This window comes from Paenibacillus xanthanilyticus, assembly GCF_042682185.1.
Taxonomy (GTDB): Bacteria; Bacillota; Bacilli; order Paenibacillales; family Paenibacillaceae; genus Paenibacillus_Z; species Paenibacillus_Z xanthanilyticus.
The window spans coordinates 3,352,515-3,370,229 of sequence record NZ_JBHUHA010000001.1 but is presented as its reverse complement, the minus strand read 5'-3'; the positions used below and the strand labels follow the sequence as shown (position 1 = coordinate 3,370,229).

At 56.9% G+C, this 17,715-nt stretch carries 21 protein-coding genes, 5 tRNA genes and 2 pseudogenes; 19 read left to right on the top strand and 9 right to left on the bottom strand.

Features of this window, described 5'->3' with window-relative positions; translation table 11 throughout:
* The first annotated feature begins 148 nt into the window (after positions 1 to 148).
* Positions 149 to 2,308, top strand: a complete 2,160-nt coding sequence (locus ACFSKT_RS14480; protein WP_377721985.1) for a Tex family protein — start codon at positions 149 to 151, stop codon at positions 2,306 to 2,308.
* 134 nt (positions 2,309 to 2,442) lie between these two features.
* Here ACFSKT_RS14480 and cmpA read toward each other — a convergent pair whose 3' ends face one another.
* Both cmpA and ACFSKT_RS14470 read right to left on the bottom strand, forming a co-directional pair.
* Positions 2,443 to 2,586, bottom strand: a complete 144-nt coding sequence (gene cmpA, locus ACFSKT_RS14475) for a cortex morphogenetic protein CmpA (protein WP_148932675.1) — start codon at positions 2,584 to 2,586, stop codon at positions 2,443 to 2,445.
* Positions 2,587 to 2,697: 111 nt separating this feature from the next.
* Positions 2,698 to 3,051 (bottom strand): hydrolase/acyltransferase, encoded by a 354-nt coding sequence (locus ACFSKT_RS14470; RefSeq protein ID WP_377721690.1) that lies wholly within the window; start codon positions 3,049 to 3,051, stop codon positions 2,698 to 2,700.
* Between the two features lie 124 nt (positions 3,052 to 3,175).
* Here ACFSKT_RS14470 and ACFSKT_RS14465 point away from each other — a divergent pair, with 124 nt between their 5' ends.
* From ACFSKT_RS14465 to ACFSKT_RS14415, 11 genes are all read left to right on the top strand, one after another.
* Complete coding sequence (locus tag ACFSKT_RS14465) at positions 3,176 to 3,658, top strand: SprT family protein (RefSeq protein WP_377721689.1); 483 nt, start codon at positions 3,176 to 3,178, stop codon at positions 3,656 to 3,658.
* A 34-nt stretch (positions 3,659 to 3,692) separates the two neighbouring features.
* Positions 3,693 to 3,768 (top strand) — tRNA-Asn (locus ACFSKT_RS14460).
* Positions 3,769 to 3,775: 7 nt separating this feature from the next.
* Positions 3,776 to 3,866: transfer RNA gene (locus ACFSKT_RS14455), tRNA-Ser, on the top strand.
* A gap of 227 nt (positions 3,867 to 4,093) precedes the next feature.
* Positions 4,094 to 4,168, top strand: a tRNA-Glu gene (locus ACFSKT_RS14450).
* A gap of 5 nt (positions 4,169 to 4,173) precedes the next feature.
* A tRNA-Lys gene (locus tag ACFSKT_RS14445) sits at positions 4,174 to 4,246 on the top strand.
* Positions 4,247 to 4,257: 11 nt separating this feature from the next.
* Positions 4,258 to 4,338 (top strand) — tRNA-Leu (locus ACFSKT_RS14440).
* 244 nt (positions 4,339 to 4,582) lie between these two features.
* On the top strand, positions 4,583 to 4,792 hold the full coding sequence (locus ACFSKT_RS14435) for a helix-turn-helix transcriptional regulator (RefSeq protein ID WP_377721688.1): 210 nt from the start codon (positions 4,583 to 4,585) through the stop codon (positions 4,790 to 4,792).
* Positions 4,793 to 4,810: 18 nt separating this feature from the next.
* A complete protein-coding gene (locus tag ACFSKT_RS14430) occupies positions 4,811 to 5,431 on the top strand; it encodes a hypothetical protein (protein ID WP_377721687.1) in 621 nt (206 codons plus the stop codon).
* A gap of 3 nt (positions 5,432 to 5,434) precedes the next feature.
* Positions 5,435 to 5,959 carry an accessory gene regulator ArgB-like protein gene (locus tag ACFSKT_RS14425; protein ID WP_377721686.1) on the top strand — a complete coding sequence of 175 codons (525 nt, stop codon included), beginning with the start codon at positions 5,435 to 5,437 and terminating at the stop codon, positions 5,957 to 5,959.
* Complete coding sequence (locus ACFSKT_RS14420; RefSeq protein WP_377721685.1) at positions 5,956 to 6,078, top strand: AgrD family cyclic lactone autoinducer peptide; 123 nt, start codon at positions 5,956 to 5,958, stop codon at positions 6,076 to 6,078. Before ACFSKT_RS14425 ends, ACFSKT_RS14420 begins: the two co-directional genes overlap by 4 nt.
* Positions 6,079 to 6,099: 21 nt before the next feature.
* Positions 6,100 to 6,492, top strand: a complete 393-nt coding sequence (locus tag ACFSKT_RS14415) for a LytTR family transcriptional regulator DNA-binding domain-containing protein (RefSeq protein ID WP_377721684.1) — start codon at positions 6,100 to 6,102, stop codon at positions 6,490 to 6,492.
* Positions 6,493 to 6,961: 469 nt separating this feature from the next.
* On the opposite strand, the gene ACFSKT_RS14410 is transcribed toward ACFSKT_RS14415, so the two are convergent.
* The 3 genes and pseudogenes from ACFSKT_RS14410 to ACFSKT_RS14400 all read right to left on the bottom strand — a co-directional run.
* Positions 6,962 to 7,426 carry an ImmA/IrrE family metallo-endopeptidase gene (locus tag ACFSKT_RS14410; RefSeq protein WP_377721683.1) on the bottom strand — a complete coding sequence of 155 codons (465 nt, stop codon included), beginning with the start codon at positions 7,424 to 7,426 and terminating at the stop codon, positions 6,962 to 6,964.
* Between the two features lie 5 nt (positions 7,427 to 7,431).
* Positions 7,432 to 7,545, bottom strand: a pseudogene (locus tag ACFSKT_RS14405) (helix-turn-helix domain-containing protein); the annotation flags it as partial.
* Positions 7,546 to 7,728: 183 nt separating this feature from the next.
* A pseudogene (locus ACFSKT_RS14400) lies at positions 7,729 to 7,905 on the bottom strand (helix-turn-helix domain-containing protein); the annotation flags it as partial.
* A 399-nt stretch (positions 7,906 to 8,304) separates the two neighbouring features.
* On the opposite strand from ACFSKT_RS14400, the gene ACFSKT_RS14395 reads away from it, so the two are divergent.
* A complete protein-coding gene (locus tag ACFSKT_RS14395; RefSeq protein ID WP_377721682.1) occupies positions 8,305 to 8,898 on the top strand; it encodes an RNA polymerase subunit sigma-24 in 594 nt (197 codons plus the stop codon).
* Between the two features lie 298 nt (positions 8,899 to 9,196).
* The gene (locus ACFSKT_RS14390; protein WP_377721681.1) at positions 9,197 to 9,601 is read left to right on the top strand and encodes a phage holin family protein; all 405 of its coding nucleotides are present in this window, start codon (positions 9,197 to 9,199) and stop codon (positions 9,599 to 9,601) included.
* Positions 9,602 to 9,663: 62 nt separating this feature from the next.
* Here the strand turns inward: ACFSKT_RS14390 and ACFSKT_RS14385 are convergent, their stop codons facing one another.
* Together ACFSKT_RS14385 and ACFSKT_RS14380 are read right to left on the bottom strand one after the other, a co-directional pair.
* Entirely contained in the window at positions 9,664 to 9,894 is a 231-nt protein-coding gene (locus ACFSKT_RS14385; protein WP_377721680.1) for a cold-shock protein, read from the bottom strand.
* 180 nt (positions 9,895 to 10,074) lie between these two features.
* Positions 10,075 to 11,658: a sensor histidine kinase gene (locus ACFSKT_RS14380; RefSeq protein WP_377721679.1), complete on the bottom strand. Its 1,584-nt coding sequence runs from the start codon at positions 11,656 to 11,658 to the stop codon at positions 10,075 to 10,077.
* A 244-nt stretch (positions 11,659 to 11,902) separates the two neighbouring features.
* Between ACFSKT_RS14380 and ACFSKT_RS14375 the strand changes: the two genes are divergently transcribed.
* Genes ACFSKT_RS14375 through ACFSKT_RS14360 form a run of 4 tightly spaced genes read left to right on the top strand, consistent with a single transcriptional unit; the run spans position 11,903 to position 15,315 of the window.
* Positions 11,903 to 12,679 carry a LamB/YcsF family protein gene (locus tag ACFSKT_RS14375; protein WP_377721678.1) on the top strand — a complete coding sequence of 259 codons (777 nt, stop codon included), beginning with the start codon at positions 11,903 to 11,905 and terminating at the stop codon, positions 12,677 to 12,679.
* Entirely contained in the window at positions 12,673 to 13,434 is a 762-nt protein-coding gene (gene pxpB / locus ACFSKT_RS14370; protein ID WP_377721677.1) for a 5-oxoprolinase subunit PxpB, read from the top strand. Before ACFSKT_RS14375 ends, pxpB begins: the two co-directional genes overlap by 7 nt.
* Positions 13,431 to 14,561 carry a 5-oxoprolinase subunit C family protein gene (locus ACFSKT_RS14365; RefSeq protein ID WP_377721676.1) on the top strand — a complete coding sequence of 377 codons (1,131 nt, stop codon included), beginning with the start codon at positions 13,431 to 13,433 and terminating at the stop codon, positions 14,559 to 14,561. The genes pxpB and ACFSKT_RS14365 overlap by 4 nt, the downstream gene beginning before the upstream one ends.
* Before the next feature lie 16 nt (positions 14,562 to 14,577).
* Complete coding sequence (locus ACFSKT_RS14360; RefSeq protein WP_377721675.1) at positions 14,578 to 15,315, top strand: MBL fold metallo-hydrolase; 738 nt, start codon at positions 14,578 to 14,580, stop codon at positions 15,313 to 15,315.
* 108 nt (positions 15,316 to 15,423) lie between these two features.
* Here ACFSKT_RS14360 and ACFSKT_RS14355 read toward each other — a convergent pair whose 3' ends face one another.
* Both ACFSKT_RS14355 and ACFSKT_RS14350 read right to left on the bottom strand, forming a co-directional pair.
* Complete coding sequence (locus ACFSKT_RS14355) at positions 15,424 to 16,500, bottom strand: phosphodiester glycosidase family protein (RefSeq protein ID WP_377721674.1); 1,077 nt, start codon at positions 16,498 to 16,500, stop codon at positions 15,424 to 15,426.
* Entirely contained in the window at positions 16,497 to 16,922 is a 426-nt protein-coding gene (locus ACFSKT_RS14350) for a coiled-coil domain-containing protein (protein WP_377721673.1), read from the bottom strand. Before ACFSKT_RS14350 ends, ACFSKT_RS14355 begins: the two co-directional genes overlap by 4 nt.
* Positions 16,923 to 17,162: 240 nt before the next feature.
* Here ACFSKT_RS14350 and ACFSKT_RS14345 point away from each other — a divergent pair, with 240 nt between their 5' ends.
* Positions 17,163 to 17,693: a DJ-1/PfpI/YhbO family deglycase/protease gene (locus tag ACFSKT_RS14345; RefSeq protein WP_377721672.1), complete on the top strand. Its 531-nt coding sequence runs from the start codon at positions 17,163 to 17,165 to the stop codon at positions 17,691 to 17,693.
* Positions 17,694 to 17,715: the final 22 nt, after the last annotated feature.

Genomic DNA, 17,715 nt, shown 5'->3' with positions numbered 1-17,715 from the left:
AGGGCAAGAAGACGAGGGCGCAATCCTATGATGGAGGCTTGGACCATTGGCAGAGACGAAGCAACACGCGAAGGAAGAAGAGCTGGATAGCGGCATCGGCAAGACCGAGCTGACGCCCGAGGAGAAAGCGGCGGAGCAGGATCGGATTATGAAGCGGATCTCGGCGGAGCTAAGCTTGCCGCTGACGAAGATTAAGGCTGCCGTCGGTTTATTGGACGAAGGCAATACGATTCCGTTCATCGCCCGTTACCGCAAGGAAATGACCGGCGAGCTGGACGAGAACGAGCTTCGCTCGATCGAAGAGAAGCTGCAATATATGCGTAACCTGGAAGTTCGCAAGCGCGAGGTCATTCGGCTCATCGACGAGCAGGGCAAGCTGACGGACGAGCTGAGGACCTCGATTATCGCCTCGGTGAAGCTGCAAGAGGTGGAGGACCTGTACCGGCCTTATCGTCAGAAGCGGAAGACGCGGGCAAGCGTGGCGAAGGAACGCGGGCTGGAGCCGCTCGCGCAGTGGCTGTTGTCCCAGCCGCGGCAGGGCGATCCGCAGCGGGAGGCGGCGCGTTACGTCGATGCGGACAAAGGCGTCGCGACGCCCGAAGAGGCGCTGCAAGGCGCGATGGATATTATCGCGGAACAGCTCGCCGACGATGCGAAGATCCGTGCGTGGGTGCGCAAATTTACGTTCGATAACGGCATGATCCGTACCGAGGCGAAAGACAAGGATCAAGAATCGGTCTATGAAATGTACTACAGCTACCAGGAGCCGGTGAAGCGCCTGCCGCCGCATCGGACGCTGGCGATCAACCGCGGGGAGCGCGAGGACGTGCTGCGCGTCGCCTTGGACGTGCCGGCCGAGCGCATTCGCGACTATATCGACCGTCAGACGATTCGCGGCGGGACGCCGCAGCCGATCAAGGAGATTCTGCTGGCGACGATCGAGGACGCCTATAAGCGATTGATCGCGCCTTCCATCGAGCGGGAGGTGCGCGGCGAGCTGACGGATAAAGCCGAGGAGCACGCAATCTCGATCTTCTCGGCGAACTTGCGCAACCTGCTGCTCCAGCCGCCGGTCCGCGGCAACGTCGTGCTCGGCGTCGATCCGGCGTTCCGGACCGGCTGCAAGCTGGCCGTCATCGACGAGACGGGCAAGCTGCTCGAGGTGGCCGTCTCCTACCCGACGCCCCCGAACAACAAGGTCGCCGAAGCGGAGAAGCTCATTAACGGCCTGATCGACAAGTATATGGTCGAACTGATCGTCATCGGCAACGGGACGGCTTCCCGCGAGACCGAGCAGTTCATCGCCAAGCTGATCGCCGGGCGCAAATCCGCGGGCAAAGACAAGGAACGCGGGCTGAAATACATCATCGTCAACGAAGCGGGCGCGAGCGTCTACTCGGCCTCCAAGCTGGCTGCCGAAGAGTTCCCGTCCCTCGACGTCGCCGAGCGGAGCGCGGTCTCCATCGCGCGCCGACTGCAGGATCCGCTCGCCGAGCTTGTGAAGATCGAGCCAAAGGCGATCGGCGTCGGTCAATACCAGCATGATGTCAGCCAGAAGCGGCTGGAGGAGAGCTTGGGCGGCGTCGTGGAATCCGCGGTCAACCATGTCGGCGTCGACGTGAACACGGCTTCCCCGTCGCTGCTCTCGTATGTAGCCGGCATTAACGCGACGACCGCGAAGAATATCGTCAAGTACCGGGAAGAGAACGGCAAGTTCGGGGACCGCAAGGCGCTGAAGAGCGTGCCTCGGCTTGGCGCCAAGACGTACGAGCAGTGCATCGGCTTCATCCGCGTGCCGGAGAGCGCGAACCTGCTCGACCGGACGCCGATCCATCCGGAGTCGTACGACGTCGTGGACAAGCTCGTGAAGGCGCTGGGCCTCAAGCTGACGGATCTCGGGACGGAGGCGTTCAAGAACGCGCTGGGCGCGCTGAACGCGGAAGAGATGGCCGAGAAGCTGGGCGTCGGCGTGCCGACGCTGCGCGATATCATGGACAGCCTGCTGCGCCCGGGCCGCGACCCGCGCGAGGAGCTGCCGCCGCCGATTTTCAGCACCGACGTGCTCGACATCGAGGATTTGAAGCCGGGCATGGAGCTGCACGGCACGGTCCGCAACGTCATCGACTTCGGCGCGTTCGTCGATATCGGCATCAAGAACGACGGGCTCGTCCATATCTCGCAGCTGAGCAACAAATTCGTCAAGCATCCGATGGACGTCGTCTCGGTCGGGGACAACGTCACGGTATGGGTGCTGAGCGTCGACCTGAAGAAGGGACGCGTCAGCTTGACGATGCGCAAGCCGGAGTAGGAAGGCGTCGAAACCAAACAACAAAGCCCTGACGGATGCCGTCAGGGCTTTTCGTTATCGATCTTGCCAGGCGAGAGCAGCGCTTAGGCGCGGGTGCGTCGACATGGGCTCGGCGTCCGCGATCGAGCCGCTGCTCAAGGTTGCTGCAGCTCGACGCTATCGTCATCCGGACGTTGTTTCGTCCGGTAGAAGTACCAGCAGTCATTTAACAGCCGGATTTGCCGCCGGTCCTTTTTGAGAAATGCCCGCATCAGTTGGTTGCACAGCCATTGCGGCATACGCATCGCCTCCTTCCCGTCTGCTGTCGTACTCTTAGCATATGGGTATAGGCGAACGTCCGTGCAGGTCCAACGGCAAGCGCGGCGTCGGTAGGGGGCGGCTAAGCGTGTCTAGCCTTCCAGTTCTTCTTCGTACCACTGCTCAAGCTGCGCTTGGAGCGCGCGGATTTCGGTCAGAAGCGAGATCAGCGGGTACGATTTTTCTTCGATGGCCGAGAAGCTCTTCTCGAGCGCGTTCATATAGTCGAGCCCCGAGTGAATCGTCAGCGATTTGTCGTGCAGGTCGAGATTGTCGCATTCCGCAATCGCGTAGGGCAAAGTAGGCACGTTCGCCGCCGTCAGCTTGTCGATTTCTTTATGCAGGCGAAGATTCAAGGCGCTCAGCTGGTAAGCGTGGGAAGCCGGCATTTCCACGAACGAAACACCTTCCGCACCGCTTAGAATAATAAACCTCATTTGTGGCATAAACATAGTTCTCCCCTCGGACACATCCATACTACTTGACAGTGTAGCGTATTCGTCCTTTAAAATTCAAGTAGGAAAGAAAGCGGCGGTCCTTCGGCGGACAAGCCGCGGATTGGAGTTTGGCATGACTAACGAGATGCTGCAGCAATGGGTGGAGCGGGTATCGCTTCGCGATTTCGGACGGCCCTTTCGTCATCGGGCAACCTTTAACGGGCGGCTCAAGGCAACGGGCGGCCGTTATTTCATGAAATCCCACAATATCGAGATCAGTCCGCACCAGCTGGCCGCTTACGGCGAGGAGGAGACGGAGAAGATCATCAAGCACGAGCTGTGCCATTACCATTTGCATTTGCTGGGGCGCGGCTATCAGCACCGCGATGCGGACTTCAAGCAGTTGCTCGCGCAGGTAGGGGGATCGCGCTTCTGTCAATCGTTACCCGATCGGGCGAACCGGAAGCCGGCGCCGTATAAATTCAAGCTGCTGTGCAAAAACTGCGGAATGGAATATCTGCGCCGTAGACGGGTGGATCCAAGGCGCTACGCATGTGGACGATGCAGGGGCAAATTGTTGCTTCAAGAACTTGACTTCACGAAAACGACATGTTAAATTATTACTTGTCACTGCATAATAATGCCAACGTTCCCTGATAGCTCAGTTGGTAGAGCACTCGACTGTTAATCGAGTTGTCACAGGTTCGAGTCCTGTTCGGGGAGCCATTCTCATGGAGAAGTACCCAAGTGGCTCAAGGGGACCCTCTGCTAAGGGGTTAGACTGCGTAAGTGGTGCGAGGGTTCGAATCCCTCCTTCTCCGCCACCATGTGAATGACAAGGATCGCCTACGGGCGGTCCTTTTTGTTTATCATCGGGAAGGTGGGAGCCGCGGGAGAGAGAGGGTGCAATCGCTGCAGGTCACCCAACATGCCCTACGTATTGCGCATTACGCGGCGAATCGACATAATCCGAAAAAAGTATTGCACGTTGCGCCATAAAATGATACTATCTAAAAGTCGCTGCGGAAGCGATGCTAGATTTGCGTTGCAAGGCCCGTTGGTCAAGGGGTTAAGACACCTCCCTTTCACGGAGGTAACAGGGGTTCGAATCCCCTACGGGTCACCATTTGCGAGCCATTAGCTCAGTTGGTAGAGCACCTGACTTTTAATCAGGGTGTCGTAGGTTCGAGTCCTACATGGCTCACTTTCCTATTTGCGGTCGTGGTGGAATGGCAGACACACCATCTTGAGGGGGTGGCGGGGAGACCCGTGCGAGTTCGACTCTCGCCGACCGCATTATAGCTTTGAATGAGAGAAACCCTTGCGGAGCAAGGGTTTTTTTTGTATTCCGGATAACCAATCAACATCTTTAATCGATTAGGGTGATTTTTTATCATTGTATATCGACATGCATAGGTCCTTTTTTCCTAAATTTAGGCGGTTCATTGACGATTTTATAGTTTGTTCTTGTATCGTTCGGTTTACATGTAAACTTAAATTAATGATAATTGGGACAAAGGATAGGGGAATGGAGGTACATATGGAAGAGCAAAGCGACTGGCTTAATGCAAACCAGGTAGCGCAGCTGCTCAATATTACGAGACAAGCAGTTGGCAATTTTCATCGTCGGTCGATGAAGGATAATTACCGGGGGAAATTCCCGAGAGCAGCCCATACCGATCCTTTAGGCGGACGGCCTTTATGGCTGAAGCGAGATATAGAACATTACATCAAAGATAGAATTAAATGATTAGGGCGGGTGCCAAAGATGGAATTTTTACTTTTCATGTTGTTCTCGATCGTAGAAATGATTGGGATCTTTGCGTTGACGTTGTATGTTTTTCGGTTCAATTTGATGAATTCAGTTGTTCCGGTCCTTATCTCGGTTACGCTGATGAATGTGCAAAGCTATCTGATACGAGAGGACACGACCCTTTCATACATCGTCCCAGTACTTAATCTCATTTTTATTATTCTCTTTGTCTGGGCAATTCTAAGACAGCCATTCGTAGGGTCAATTTTCGTTGGAACCATTGGGGTTGTGGCGGGTGGTTTATTGCAATCGCTATTAATTTACCTTTCCAACGGTTACTTATCTGTCGAAGAAGTGCAGACGGTTGCGATAAAGGGCTACTACCTGCAGACACTTACCGGGTTTATAGCTTTTGCCATTGGTGCAACTCTTTATAAATTCGGTATCGGCTTCTCTTTTGATTTGGAAAAGCTCAGAATAAAGAAAGAACGTTTTTTCCTCCCCATTATAATTGTTCTTTTGATTTTGGGTTTAGGTGTTTTAATGTATTTTCTAGATGTTTATATCAACCTCCTTACTTTTGTGATTGCGTTATTATTCTTTCTTTATTATTCAGTCAAAAAGGAGGTGGAATAACCAATGCTGCAGTATATGTCAGGAGTGTTAGCTGCCGAATTAAAGCGCAGAGTGCCTGAACATCCTGCGAGCGAGGCGGTTTTGAAATTCTCTATCTCGTTTATTTTAAACACGGTATTTGTGGTCATATTTTCGTTGATATTATCCGTATTTACAGGTAAGACAAGTGATGCTATAACAGTATTAATAGTGTTCGCCGTATTGAGACAATTCTCAGGTGGCATACATCTGAGGTCAGGTGTGGCTTGCGTGGTAGTTAGTGCTATTGGAACAACACTTATCTCATATGCTGATTTTAACTACACCTGGACTATATTGCTAAATGTAGTGGCCATCCTATTGGTCTTAATATATGCTCCTTCAAATATAGACAAACAGACTAGGATACCCAAGAAATATTATCCCTTTCTTAAGGGAATCTCTCTTGTAATAGTAGGAGTCAATTTCTTTATTGCAAATCCTGTTATAAGCGCGGCTTTCCTTGTCCAAGGTATTACTCTGGTAAGGAGGTGGAGCAAGAGAGGATGATAAAAAAGGGGTTAACATTTATAGCGACATTACTCGCGGCACTAGCTGTTCTCGTCGTCAGCACTGCAAGTTTTATGTACGTATATCAAGAAGAGATACCAGATGAGTTGCTTAAATGATTACAGATGGAGTTGGTTAACATGTACTTGACCGTTTCCGAGGATACAAAAGGACTGTCGGGAATCATTAACTTACCTATCGATGAAGCATGTTATCTTGAATACGACGGTTCTTTTAAAGGAGTTTCCGTCAACACGCTTAAAGGAAATTACTACATGAACGGTGCGCTCGGCTATTGGGAAAACATGTTGAAGGCCGAAGGCTTTCAATTTCAAAAGGTAGATCGCAATGTCATCGTTAACGTTCCAAAAGTAGTATTTCTTGACCCCATTTTCAAAGTAGCTTATTTCGAGGAGGAAACGACTGCGAAATCCATCAAGTGCCAACTAGCGTGGCATGGATTCACGAAGATCGCCAAGGAGTTCCAACTTGTAAAACCTGAAATCATAATAAGGCGAGCAGTGTTAGGATAGCTCGTTCTTAATAGGGGCATCTAGAGATATTTTGAGAATGTGTGCAGCTGGATTGGAAAATCAAGAATTAAAGGCTAAACGTCCGACAAAAAAGCAAGTGAGCTTAAACGGGTACCTTTACACTGGACACGTAGAAAAAAAGTGTTTAGCGTAGGGGTACCTTTTTGTATACAGGAGTCAGCAGTGGGGGCGCTGTTCATCGATATGATCGATCTCCCGCAGCCGTGTGACTCTGGCTACAGACACCGTCCAATCGGTAACGAAACAGCGTCGATTGAAGCTCCATAAGGATGCCTTCATCCATTCCCATCAAGGGAGCCACTACACAAGTCCAACCTACCAGCAATATTGAAAATGAAGGGTTTAGGGCTTTCCATCTGGGGACGCGGCCTAACCCTTTTTTTGAAGTGTCCTTGACTAAGGGGCCAGATTAACTTCGCCTGAAGCTCACTTGCTTCTTGCGACCGCACTACTCAAACATCTCCGCGACGCCCAGCGGGTCGAAATAAATCATGTACTTCTCCTCGAATACCGTCAATTGTCCGTATTTCTCCTGATAATGCTTGATCGCCTGATCCAGAAAATCCTCGATGACGCCGAGAAACTCCGCCATTTCGTACCTGCCCTTCACGCCTGCCTTATAGGCACGCACGATCCCGGACAGCGGCACGAGCTTCTCGTACGCCCAGTTGCGGGCGCGCTTCTCCTGCTTGCGATTCTCAAGCCGGCGTTGATCCAGGATGTCTCCGCTCGACGTATGGTAGTGCCCGAGCTCCTCGGCGAGGACGCAGCGCTTCTCGGTCATTGTGGGGATGGAGCGATTGATCCAAATGACGCGGTCGCCATAGAGGCCTTTGATGGCAGGGCGCATGATGCGCTCATAGACGTCGACGCCTTCTCGTTCTGCCGCTCGCAGCAGATGTTCATAACCCACAGGCATCACCCCCGGCGGTTTCGTTTCGATTTGACAAATTCCTTGAACTGCCGGATCTCCTCTAATTCCTCTTCCGTCCAATCTTCGCCGTCATGGTGGGCCGCCACCGTCTCCAGATCGTCAATGGCTTGTGGTTGGCCGGCGGGGGCTGCTTTTCTGTGCTCGTTCCCGTCGTGTACCGGCTCCGGAACCGCAGTCGCGCCTTGCGGCTCCTCGTTGTCCGCCCCTGACACGTCGGACGCGCGATTCCGCGGCTGGTGCGCAGCGGCATTTGAGATGGGGGCCTGCCCGAGCAGGTAATCCAGCGATACGCCGAACAGCTCCGCAAGCTTCACGGCATGCTCGGCGCTCAGTTTCCTTCTGCCGCGCTCGATGTTGTAGTAGTACTGGGTCGAGATGCCGAGCATCTCCGCCACCTCGGCCCCGGTGAAGTCTTTGACGCGCCGGGTGATTCGTATGCGATCTTGCGAGGGCTGCATGATATCCACCTTCCGTTCAGGCTAGTAGGTTCACTTTAGCATCTATTTGGATAGAAAACAAACCAGATATCCAGAAGAAACAGAAGGATAACGCGGAAATGAGAGGGAAACGGGGGATATATCCGCGAATGCGAACGATATTCGTTTATTTGGATCATAAGTATCCTTGATGAAAGTATCCAAATAGAATACTATCTACTTGAGGGCTTTTGGTAGCTTGGTAAGCTTACTGAGCAAAGTGGGAGTCTCTCAAGAGGATGGGGTGTAGGTGCTCAGCGCGGATTGGACGGGTAGTCGAGCCGCCATGAGCGGCGGCAGGAGCCGGTTTGCTCCAAGCGCACGGCAGCGATTGACGCATCGGTATGGAAATCGGAATTTCGCAGATGGAGGGATGACGCAATGAGGGATAAGCGTGCCATCGAACAACTGTCCAGTTATAAGACGACCGTCGCCCGAATGAAAATATTGGAGAAATATCCGGTAGGATCCGGAATATACTTAGGCGCTTTGAGTCGGGACGATCATGTGCAGGAGCTTCAAATCCGGCTTCGCAAGCTGCCGAGTCATACATGTATGTCCAAGCAGGAGCAGCAGCTGGAGACGGTGGCGCATGCGTATCCGGCTGGGACGCAGAATCGGCTTGGCGAGGCGCGCGGCGCGAGAAGGGGGGACGAGGAGGACGAGCTGCTGAGGGAGCTTCGGGGGCGAATGGAGCAGATCATCGAAGCGCGCGCGGGCAAGCTGGACAACTTCGAGGCGGTGATCGAACGGCTCGGCGAGCTGCAGGACCTCGCGCGGCGGAAGAAGCAGATCGAATGGGCGCTCGATGTGCTGGAGGAATTCAAGCCAGAATATGGACGGTTGCTGCGATTGCAGTATATGGAAAACAAGACGGCCGTGGCAATTGCGATGGAGCTTCGGATCGCGGAGCGGACGTACCGCAGATGGAAGCAGGAGGCGCTGACGCTGTACGGGAAGTTCATGGCGGTGTGAAGAAGCCGACCGGTGATGGGACATACGCTCGCGTTCGCAGGCACGCTCATATGAGGGTGCCTTTTTGCCGATCTATCATAGTCATTTGGAGCGGTGATCATGGGCATACGGGTTCCTTATAAAGGCCGTAAATTGGCCGTTTATCGGCCGCATTGCGGCCGCTTGGAATGAATATGCCGTGCTACGATGATCGTGTCGCAACGGGACGAAGGAGCTGTCGGCGGTCGAAGAAATCGATGAGATGGGTGCCGGCTGCTCGTTCAACCCGAATCACGCACAAATCGAAGGAGGTTATAATATGCAATGGCTTATTAACGGCATCATCGGCTTCACGGGCGTATCGGCGTCCTATCTGTACGGAGGCTGGAGCGGACTGTTGGAAATTTTCTTTCTCGCCATGGCATTCGAGTACGTGACGGGATTGGCCGTGTCCATTAAGGCGCGGCGTGGACCGGTCGGACAAGCAGGCGGCTGGGGATTGCTCAAAAAGGTACTAATGGCGGGAGCCGTGTGGTTTGCGCATCGGATCGACCTCGCGTTCGAGATCGAATATGTCATGGCCGGGGTGTTGTATGGTTTTCTGACGCACGAGCTGATCTCGCTTGCGGACAATTACGGCAGACTCGGCTTGCCGTTCAGCCAATACATGTCCCCGTTGATCGGACTGCTGAAGAGCAAATTGGAGAAGGGGGAGATGAAATAGATACCGGAAAAAGAAAAACACCCATTCGCATTCGGGTGTTCGCGGCGAAACGGGCATCCCGGTCAAGAGATCGGGGTGCCTTTCTTCAAAGCCTTCATGTCCTTGTTCGTGTTCACGAGCGTAGGCAGCAGCTTGACGCCGGCGGTCATGGCGTTCGAGCAAAGATGGCAGGTGGGCAGCGTGGCGAACGCGAATTGATCCCGAATCCATCCGACGCACCCCTCGGTCATGCAGGTCCAGATGGCGGTCTCTTCATGCGGCAGGTCTTCGATCGGTCTTTTGCGGTAATACATGAACTACCCCTCTCTTCTTGCCAAAGCGAAAGCGGAAAACAAAAAGATCCGCATACCGCAAAAGGTAACATCAACTCGGATAACCTTTCGCAATATGTGGATCTGCCGACTCATTACTATCGTATGCTAACTTTAACACAATAAACCGCCATATACAAACGAAGCCGATGGGAGAGTGGGCTAGCTGCTCTCCATAGCCCCCCTCGGCAGCTCGATCGTAAACACTGTGCCGACGCCGGGCTGGCTTCGAACCGTCAGCATCCCGCCGTGGTCTTCGATGATTTTGCGGCAGATCGAGAGGCCGAGGCCCGTGCCGCGTTCCTTGGTCGTAAAGAACGGGTCGAATATTTTGGACGCGTCGGCTTCCGATATGCCGCAGCCGGTGTCCTCGATGTCGATGATCACATCGCTCGCCGATACGCGGGTACGTACGACGATATGACCGGGCTCGTCCATCGCTTCGATCGCGTTGCGCACCAGATTGAGGAGCACCTGCACGATTTTGTCGCGGTCCATGAAAATGAGCACGCGGTCGTCGACAGGTTCCACATCCAGCGTATGGCCTTTGGAGGTGACGGCCGATTCGGTCAAGTGACGCACCCGATCGATGCACGCGCCGATCGGCTCCAGCCGCATGTTGCTGATATGGGGCTTGGAGAACTGCAGAAACTCGCCGGTCAGCTCGCTCATGCGCGTGATTTCCTGCGTGATGACGTCGAACCATCGCTCGATGTTGTAGCCGTGCGAACGGGAGAGGTCGATGAAGCCCCGAAGCGTCGTCAGCGGATTGCGGATTTCGTGCGCCATGCCGGCGGCTAGTTCCCCGACCGCCCGCAGCTTCTCCGAGCGGAAGAAATCCTCTTCATTCTTCAGCCACCGCTGCCGTTTCTTCTGGAACAGCCGCTCTTCCGCCGCGTTGACGAGCTCCTGCATCTGGGAGGCTTCGTCGGGGAATACCGCAAAGCTGAACAGCACCTCGTAGCCGAGACGGTTCGATTCGATCACCTGCTTGATGGCGACGAGCGGCTGCGCGGACTGCGGAATGAACAGCGCGAAGCGGTCTCCGGCATAGCGGGCAATGATGCGGGCATGCGCGAAATTCGTCTGCAGCGCGTGCGAGAAGGCGGGCAAAATCTCCTGCTTGTAGTTGATTGTGCCGATGCTCCGGAAGCCTTGCAAATCCAACAGCAGCAGCGTAAAGCGCTCGTCCGGGCGGGCGGTCAGGTTCCGCATGGCCTCCATCCAGCCCTGGTAATTCAGTAGGCCCGTCAGCGGGTCGTGCGTGGACAGGTAGTCGTTGCGTTTGCGCAGCTGGCGCTTCTCCCGCTCGGCCGCGAACAAGTAGCGCACGAGCACGATCAGCAGGACGAAGGAGACGACGTCATAGAACGAGACGAGCAGATTGTACATCGTGTGCGGCTGGTAGGACAGCCGAACGGCCGTGTAGCCCAGGGCGTAAAACAGCGAGACGGCGAGGGTATACCAACGCCTGGGATAATCCAGCACAACGAGCACCGTGAGCAGGTAGTATAAAATCTGCGTCCAGTTCAGCTGGCTGTGCCAATGAAAAAGAGCTAGCAGAAGCGATTGCCAAATGAGGGCGTACGGAATGCGTTTGTCGGCTATGACGAGGCCGATGAAGAGCGCGGCGTAGACGAAAAGAATCGGCTCCGAAGCACTCTTGCCCAACAGGATCGAACAGATCGCGATCACGACCGTAAACATGGGCACAACGACGTAACGCATATAGCGGATTATGGGCATAAGGCATCTCCAAATGAGCAAATGAAAGAGGGTTGTTCTTTTATTATACGAGGGCTTGGCTTGAATTGTTAGACAAAAAATTGTTATCGGAATGTAAAATCTCTATATTGCGACAGCTTAGCTGACATCATTTGCGCAACGGCGGCCGTATGCATCGTGGCGAGCTGCCCCGCGCTCGCTTCCCTTCTCGGCTCGGGTATTGTCTAGTATGATAAGGACAGGAAAAAGGAGGTGCCGCGAACCGATGGCAGCGAAAACGGTGGATGTAAACTGCGACTTAGGCGAAAGCTTCGGCGCATACCGAATCGGCATGGATGCGGAAATCATGCCGTATATTACGTCGGCGAATATCGCCTGCGGATATCATGCGGGCGACCCGGCCGTCATGCGGGCGACGGTCCGCCTCGCGATGCGGCACGGCGTGGGCATCGGCGCCCATCCGGGTCTGCAGGATCTGGCGGGCTTCGGCCGGCGAGCGATGCGGATCGATGCGAAGGAGGCGTACGAGCTAACGCTCTATCAGCTCGGCGCGTTATGGGCGTTCGTCAAATCGGAGGGCGGCGCGATGCGGCATGTGAAGCCGCACGGAGCTCTATACAATATGGCCGCCGCGGATGAGGCCATCGCGGAGGGGATCGCCGAGGCCATCTATCGGATCGACCCGGAGTTGATGCTGTTCGGGCTGGCGGGAAGCGAGCTGATCCGCGCGGCCGAGCGGTTAGGCCTTCGGGCGGCGAACGAGGTGTTCGCGGACCGGCGTTACGAAGCGGACGGGTCGCTGACGCCGAGGCACCTGGCCGGAGCGGTCATTCACGATGCGGAGGAAGCATGCGCGCAGGCGGTCCGGATGGCCGGAGGAGGGGGCGTCGTCACGCGCCAAGGCACGCTGCTGCCGGTATATGCGGATACGATTTGCATCCACGGCGATTCGCCGGGCGCGCTCGAATATGCGACGGCGCTGCGTTCCGCGCTCGAGTCGGCGGGCATCGGCATCGCGATGGCGGGGAGCGGCGAATGCTGACGGAGCGGGAGAAGGCCGAGCTGTCGGCAGCCGGCATCCGTCTGGAGCCGCTCGGCGATTCGGCGGCGATCGCCCGGTTCGGCGAGACGATCGATCCACAGGCGCACCGCCGGGTGATCGGACTTGCGGAGCAGCTCGACCATTCGCCCGTCCCGGGCATGACGGACGTGGTGCCGGCGTTCGCGAGCCTGACCGTGCATTACGATCCGATTGCGCTTCACGCGCTCCACGGACCGGACGTGCGGGAAGCGGGCGGCAGCTTCGCGTACGTCAGCCGCTGCTTGGCCGAGCGGATTCAAGCCGGCGGGCATGCGGCGGCTTGGCAATCGCGAATCGTCGAGATCCCCGTCTGTTACGGCGGCGATCTGGGGCCGGATCTTGGCGAGGTGGCGGCCCATTGCGGGATAACCGAAGAGGAGGTCGTCGCGATTCATGCGGCTGGCGACTACACGGCATACATGATCGGCTTCGCGCCCGGCTTTCCATATCTGGGCGGCTTGTCCGATCGGATCGCGACGCCTAGGCGTGCCACGCCGAGGCTCGCGATACCGGCCGGAAGCGTCGCCATCGGCGGCGGCCAGACGGGCGTCTATCCGCTGGCGACGCCGGGCGGATGGCGGATTATCGGACGGACGCCGATCCGGTTATTTCGGCCGGAAGATCCGATTCCGAGCTTCCTGCGCGCCGGCGATCGCGTACGATTCCGTCCGATGAAGCGCGAGGCGTATGACCGCTATGAGGAGGGGGCGACATGAGCATCAAGGTCATTCGGCCCGGCCTTATGACGACAATCCAGGATCTAGGACGGCCCGGCTTGCAGCGCTTCGGCGTGACGCCGGGCGGCGCGATGGATACGCTGGCCATGCGTATGGCGAACATGCTGGCAGGGAACAACGAGAGGGAAGCGGTGCTGGAGGCGACGATGGCCGGTCCTCAGCTGGCGTTCGAGCGCGATGCGCTGCTCGCGATTGCGGGCGGGGATCTGTCGCCCGCGATCGATGGGGAGCCAGCGCCGATGAACCGTCCGCTGTACGTCCGCGCGGGGAGCACGCTTGCCTTCGGACAGCCGCGGCGGGGATGCCGGGCTTACGTGGCGGTATTCGGCGGCTTCGACGTGCCGGAAGCGATGGGCAGCCGGAGCACCTACTTGCGTGGCGGACTTGGCGGCTATGAGGGGAGAGCGCTGCAGGCAGGCGATGAGCTGGCATTCCGGGCGCCGGACGATCTTGGTTCCCGCATGCCGGCGCATGTGAAGGAAGAGCTATCCGCCTCGGAGCAGCCGTTCCTTGCCGCCGGATGGTCGGCGGGCGAGCTCCATCCGTGGGAGAGGCTAATGCGCGCGGCGGGCGATACTCGGCATGGAGCTGCGCATCCGGGCGCGAGGCCGATTGCGGCAGATCGGCCTGGGCAAGCGACATCGGCGATAGCCGGCGCAAGCACGGCCTCGCTAGCGGCGACCGCGATCATTCGCGTCCTGCCCGGAACCCACGAAGCGTTATTCGCCGAAGCGAGCTTGAACGCCTTCTATCGCGAAGCGTTCGCGGTCGCGCCGCAGTCCGACCGAATGGGCTACCGGCTGTCCGGGACGCCGCTTCGGCTTCGGCAGCCGGCCGAGCTGCTCTCCGAAGCCGTCGCCTTCGGCACGGTGCAGGTGCCGCCGGACGGCCAGCCGATCGTGCTGATGGCGGACCGGCAGACGACAGGCGGTTACCCGCGCATCGCGCAGATCGCAAGCGTCGATCTGCCGCTGCTGGCGCAGCTGAAGCCGGGTGACCGGGTCGTGTTCGAGACGATAACCGCCGGCGATGCGGAGCGTCTGCTGCTGGCGCGAGAACGCGAGTTGGCGCAATTGCGAATCGGCATCCGATTCAAGTTCAGGTAGAGAGGCGGGAGTGAGGATGAAAATAACGGTGCTCGGCCCATGGGGCGCGTTTCCGAAGGCGGGAGAGGCGACGGCGGGCTATTTGCTCGAGACAGAGGGCGGCAAGCGATATTTGATCGATTGCGGCAGCGGCGTGCTGTCCGCGCTGCAGCGGCTAATTCCGCTCCATGCGCTGGACGGCGCATTCGTGTCGCATCGCCATTACGACCATACGGCCGATTTGGGCTGCTTGCAGTACGGCTGTCTCATCGAGTCGGACCTCGCGCTGCGCCATAGCAATTTGCCGATCTATTTCGCGGGCGAATCCGAAGCGGAGATCGCGTACAAGTCGATGAAAGGGTCGGTGATTTATCCGGTCGGGGCGGGACGCAAGCTGAAGCTCGACGATCTCGCCGTGACGTTCTTCAAGACCTATCACGGCGTCTATTGTCTCGGCATGGCGTTCGAGGCCGGCGGGCGCAAGCTCGTGTACACGGCCGACACGACGTTCGACGAGCGGCTGATCCCGCACTGCGCGGACGCGGACGTGCTGATCGCGGAGACGTCCTTCTATGCCGATATGGAGGCGGCCAAATACGGTCACATGAATGCGGCCGAAGTCGCCAGGCTCGCGAAGGAAGCCGGCGCGCGCAAGCTCGTGCTGACGCACCTGCCGCATTTTGGCGAGCTGGCGAAGCTGGCGGAAGAAGCGGCGGCGGGGTTCGGGGGCGAGATCGTGACGGCGGCGTGCGGATTAGAGATCAGCCTCGGCTAACGAATCGAATGACGTTCGAGCATGGCGCTTCATATGCCGCGGAAGCAGCACAAAAACAGCCGGTTGTCCCTCGCGGTCAACCGGCTGTTGGCATGCCGTCCAAGCGTATTAATCGAAAAACAAAAAGTGCGTCGGCAGCGGCCGCAGCTGGCCGTCCGAAGGGTGATTGACGATTCGTCCGTCGAACACGAGCGACGAGGATCCGCCGCCGTCAAGATTGTACCCGTCGATCGCGCCGAAGCGGCTGAGCAGCAGCTGCATCTCGAACAGCGTCGCGCCGGATCCGCCGTTCTCGTTGTACCCGTCGACGACGAGGAAGAGCAGCTGGTTGTCCTTGTAATTGCCGATGACCGTGCGCGGCGCCCTCGCCGGACTGGTCTGCCATTTGGCTGGGATGGGCTGGATGACCCGGTTCTTCATGAGCACCGGGACGAACGAGGCGCCGAATTTCGGCTGGAGCCGGTCGAGCTGCGCCTGGCTCGCGAACTTGCCGCCGACGAGCTTGAGTTGATCGTTCAGTCCCACGAAGAACAAGTCCTTCCGCGTCGGCTCGAAGCCGCCGGCATACTTGCCGTTCACCATCGTCGTGCCAAGCGGATACCGCTTGCTGCCGCTGTCCGCGAAGCCGCCCGCGTTGACGCCGGCGATCGCCTTGGTGCGCCGGACCGCCGCGAGCGTCGTCTCCGCGCCGCCGAGCTTGTCCTTGCCGAGCACCATCCGCATGGCTTCGGGGCTCTTGAGCTTTACCTTCAGCGCGTAGCCGTTGAAGTTCTGCGCATGAATCGCGAACAGCTGCGCCGTAATGTTGTTGGACTGAATCGTCTTGGACGGCGCGCCGATCTTGCGCGTAATGCGGCGATCGTAGATGAATGCGGGTCTCCCTGCCTGGGCGGCCGCCGTCTTGGCGATCGCGTTCATGCTTTCGTTCGTCTTCGTATATAACTGCACCGTGCGCTTGATGGACTGCGCCGTATGAATGGCCGTTTGCTTCGCGGTATCGAGCGAGCCGATGAGCGTCTGCGTATGCGCCGGGGCCAAGGCCGTAGGGCCCTCGGACGCGGGCGGGTACGCGCTGCTAGGCAGCGTAACGGACACCTGCGCGAGCATGAGCCAGAGCAGCACCCCGAAGAACGGACCGGTGACGAGCAGGCCGAAACGGTTCATTTGTTTGACGGTGATGTTCATTTCAACAAATCCAGCTCTTTCTTCAGTTGATCCAGCTGTTTCTTGACGTCGCTGAGCTGCGTATACAGTTTGTTGCTGTTGTCCGTCTTGGAGCTCATGTTGTCCTTCGAGAACTGAAGCAGCTCGTTGAGCGCGTCCACCTTGCCCTGCAGCTTGGTCAAATCGTCCTTGTACTGCGTGGTAAGCGCGGTCAGCTTGGCGTCATACTGCTGCTGCATCGCCGTAATCTGGCCGGACGTCTGCGCGCCGACGTCTTGGGCGATATCGGCTTTGATCTTGCCGGTATACCAGATCGCGCCGAGGACGCCGGTGCCGATCAGCAGCACCCAGACAAGCAGAAACGCGAGCGGCGACGGGCCGGCCTTGCGTTTGGTTTTGCGCTCCATCATCGCGTGCGGAGCGGTTTGATACTCGGTATTCATCTTGCATCTCTCCTCCTGCCTGTTCTATAGACGAATCTAGGCTGGTTTTGTTTCAGGACGGCTAGTAGGAGAGTACATTGTATCATAGATTGCCAGAAAGATTTAGACTCATGCGCTAGATTTTCAAAAATATGTCAAGAAAAATAGTTTGTTTCCGGTAGGGCCGACCGTGGTAATACAGCATAAGCAGCCTGACAGTAGGGCGCTAACTTTTGAGAAAGACGAAAGGAAGTGGACCGCATGACAGGGCAGCCGAAGAAGGTCGCATTTCTGCTAGCTAACGGATTCGAAGATTCCGAGATGACCAATCCATTCGAAGCGATTACGAAAAACGGCCATGAAGCCGTTATTATCGGACTGGAGAAGAAGACCGAGCTGAAAGGGAAAAACGGCACCGCCTACACGTCCCATCTGGGCATCGGAGAGGCGAAAGCCGAGGACTATTCGGCGCTCATCATTCCGGGCGGCCATTCGCCCGAACAGCTGATGAACGATCCGCGCGTCCTCGATTTCGTACGCGAGGTAGACAAGCAGGGCATCACGATCGCGGCGATCTGCCACGGCCCGCTCCTGCTCGAGAAAGCGGGGCTTATCCAAGGGCGGAACATTACCGCTTATCCGGAGCTGCACGCGGAATTGAACGATGCCGGCGCGCGGTTCATCGACAAGCAGGTCGTCGTCGACCGCAACTGGATCACGTCCCGTACACCGGATGACGAGCCGTTCTTTATTGAAGAGACGATCAATGCGCTGGGCGTCAACGCTTACTAAGCGGATGCAGGCATAGTCAGAC

Coding starts and splice junctions, on each gene's coding strand:
- ACFSKT_RS14430 (WP_377721687.1), top strand. CDS start 4,811: ATGGAATTTTTACTTTTCATGTTGTTCTCGATCGTAGAAATGATTGGG.
- ACFSKT_RS14395 (WP_377721682.1), top strand. CDS start 8,305: ATGAGGGATAAGCGTGCCATCGAACAACTGTCCAGTTATAAGACGACC.
- ACFSKT_RS14360 (WP_377721675.1), top strand. CDS start 14,578: ATGAAAATAACGGTGCTCGGCCCATGGGGCGCGTTTCCGAAGGCGGGA.
- ACFSKT_RS14465 (WP_377721689.1), top strand. CDS start 3,176: ATGACTAACGAGATGCTGCAGCAATGGGTGGAGCGGGTATCGCTTCGC.
- ACFSKT_RS14385 (WP_377721680.1), bottom strand. CDS start 9,894: ATGTATTACCGCAAAAGACCGATCGAAGACCTGCCGCATGAAGAGACC.
- cmpA (WP_148932675.1), bottom strand. CDS start 2,586: ATGCCGCAATGGCTGTGCAACCAACTGATGCGGGCATTTCTCAAAAAG.
- ACFSKT_RS14350 (WP_377721673.1), bottom strand. CDS start 16,922: ATGAATACCGAGTATCAAACCGCTCCGCACGCGATGATGGAGCGCAAA.
- ACFSKT_RS14420 (WP_377721685.1), top strand. CDS start 5,956: ATGATAAAAAAGGGGTTAACATTTATAGCGACATTACTCGCGGCACTA.
- ACFSKT_RS14415 (WP_377721684.1), top strand. CDS start 6,100: ATGTACTTGACCGTTTCCGAGGATACAAAAGGACTGTCGGGAATCATT.
- ACFSKT_RS14435 (WP_377721688.1), top strand. CDS start 4,583: ATGGAAGAGCAAAGCGACTGGCTTAATGCAAACCAGGTAGCGCAGCTG.
- ACFSKT_RS14480 (WP_377721985.1), top strand. CDS start 149: ATGAAGCGGATCTCGGCGGAGCTAAGCTTGCCGCTGACGAAGATTAAG.
- ACFSKT_RS14375 (WP_377721678.1), top strand. CDS start 11,903: ATGGCAGCGAAAACGGTGGATGTAAACTGCGACTTAGGCGAAAGCTTC.
- ACFSKT_RS14380 (WP_377721679.1), bottom strand. CDS start 11,658: ATGCCCATAATCCGCTATATGCGTTACGTCGTTGTGCCCATGTTTACG.
- ACFSKT_RS14345 (WP_377721672.1), top strand. CDS start 17,163: ATGACAGGGCAGCCGAAGAAGGTCGCATTTCTGCTAGCTAACGGATTC.
- ACFSKT_RS14390 (WP_377721681.1), top strand. CDS start 9,197: ATGCAATGGCTTATTAACGGCATCATCGGCTTCACGGGCGTATCGGCG.
- ACFSKT_RS14425 (WP_377721686.1), top strand. CDS start 5,435: ATGCTGCAGTATATGTCAGGAGTGTTAGCTGCCGAATTAAAGCGCAGA.
- ACFSKT_RS14355 (WP_377721674.1), bottom strand. CDS start 16,500: ATGAACATCACCGTCAAACAAATGAACCGTTTCGGCCTGCTCGTCACC.
- ACFSKT_RS14470 (WP_377721690.1), bottom strand. CDS start 3,051: ATGCCACAAATGAGGTTTATTATTCTAAGCGGTGCGGAAGGTGTTTCG.
- ACFSKT_RS14365 (WP_377721676.1), top strand. CDS start 13,431: ATGAGCATCAAGGTCATTCGGCCCGGCCTTATGACGACAATCCAGGAT.
- pxpB (WP_377721677.1), top strand. CDS start 12,673: ATGCTGACGGAGCGGGAGAAGGCCGAGCTGTCGGCAGCCGGCATCCGT.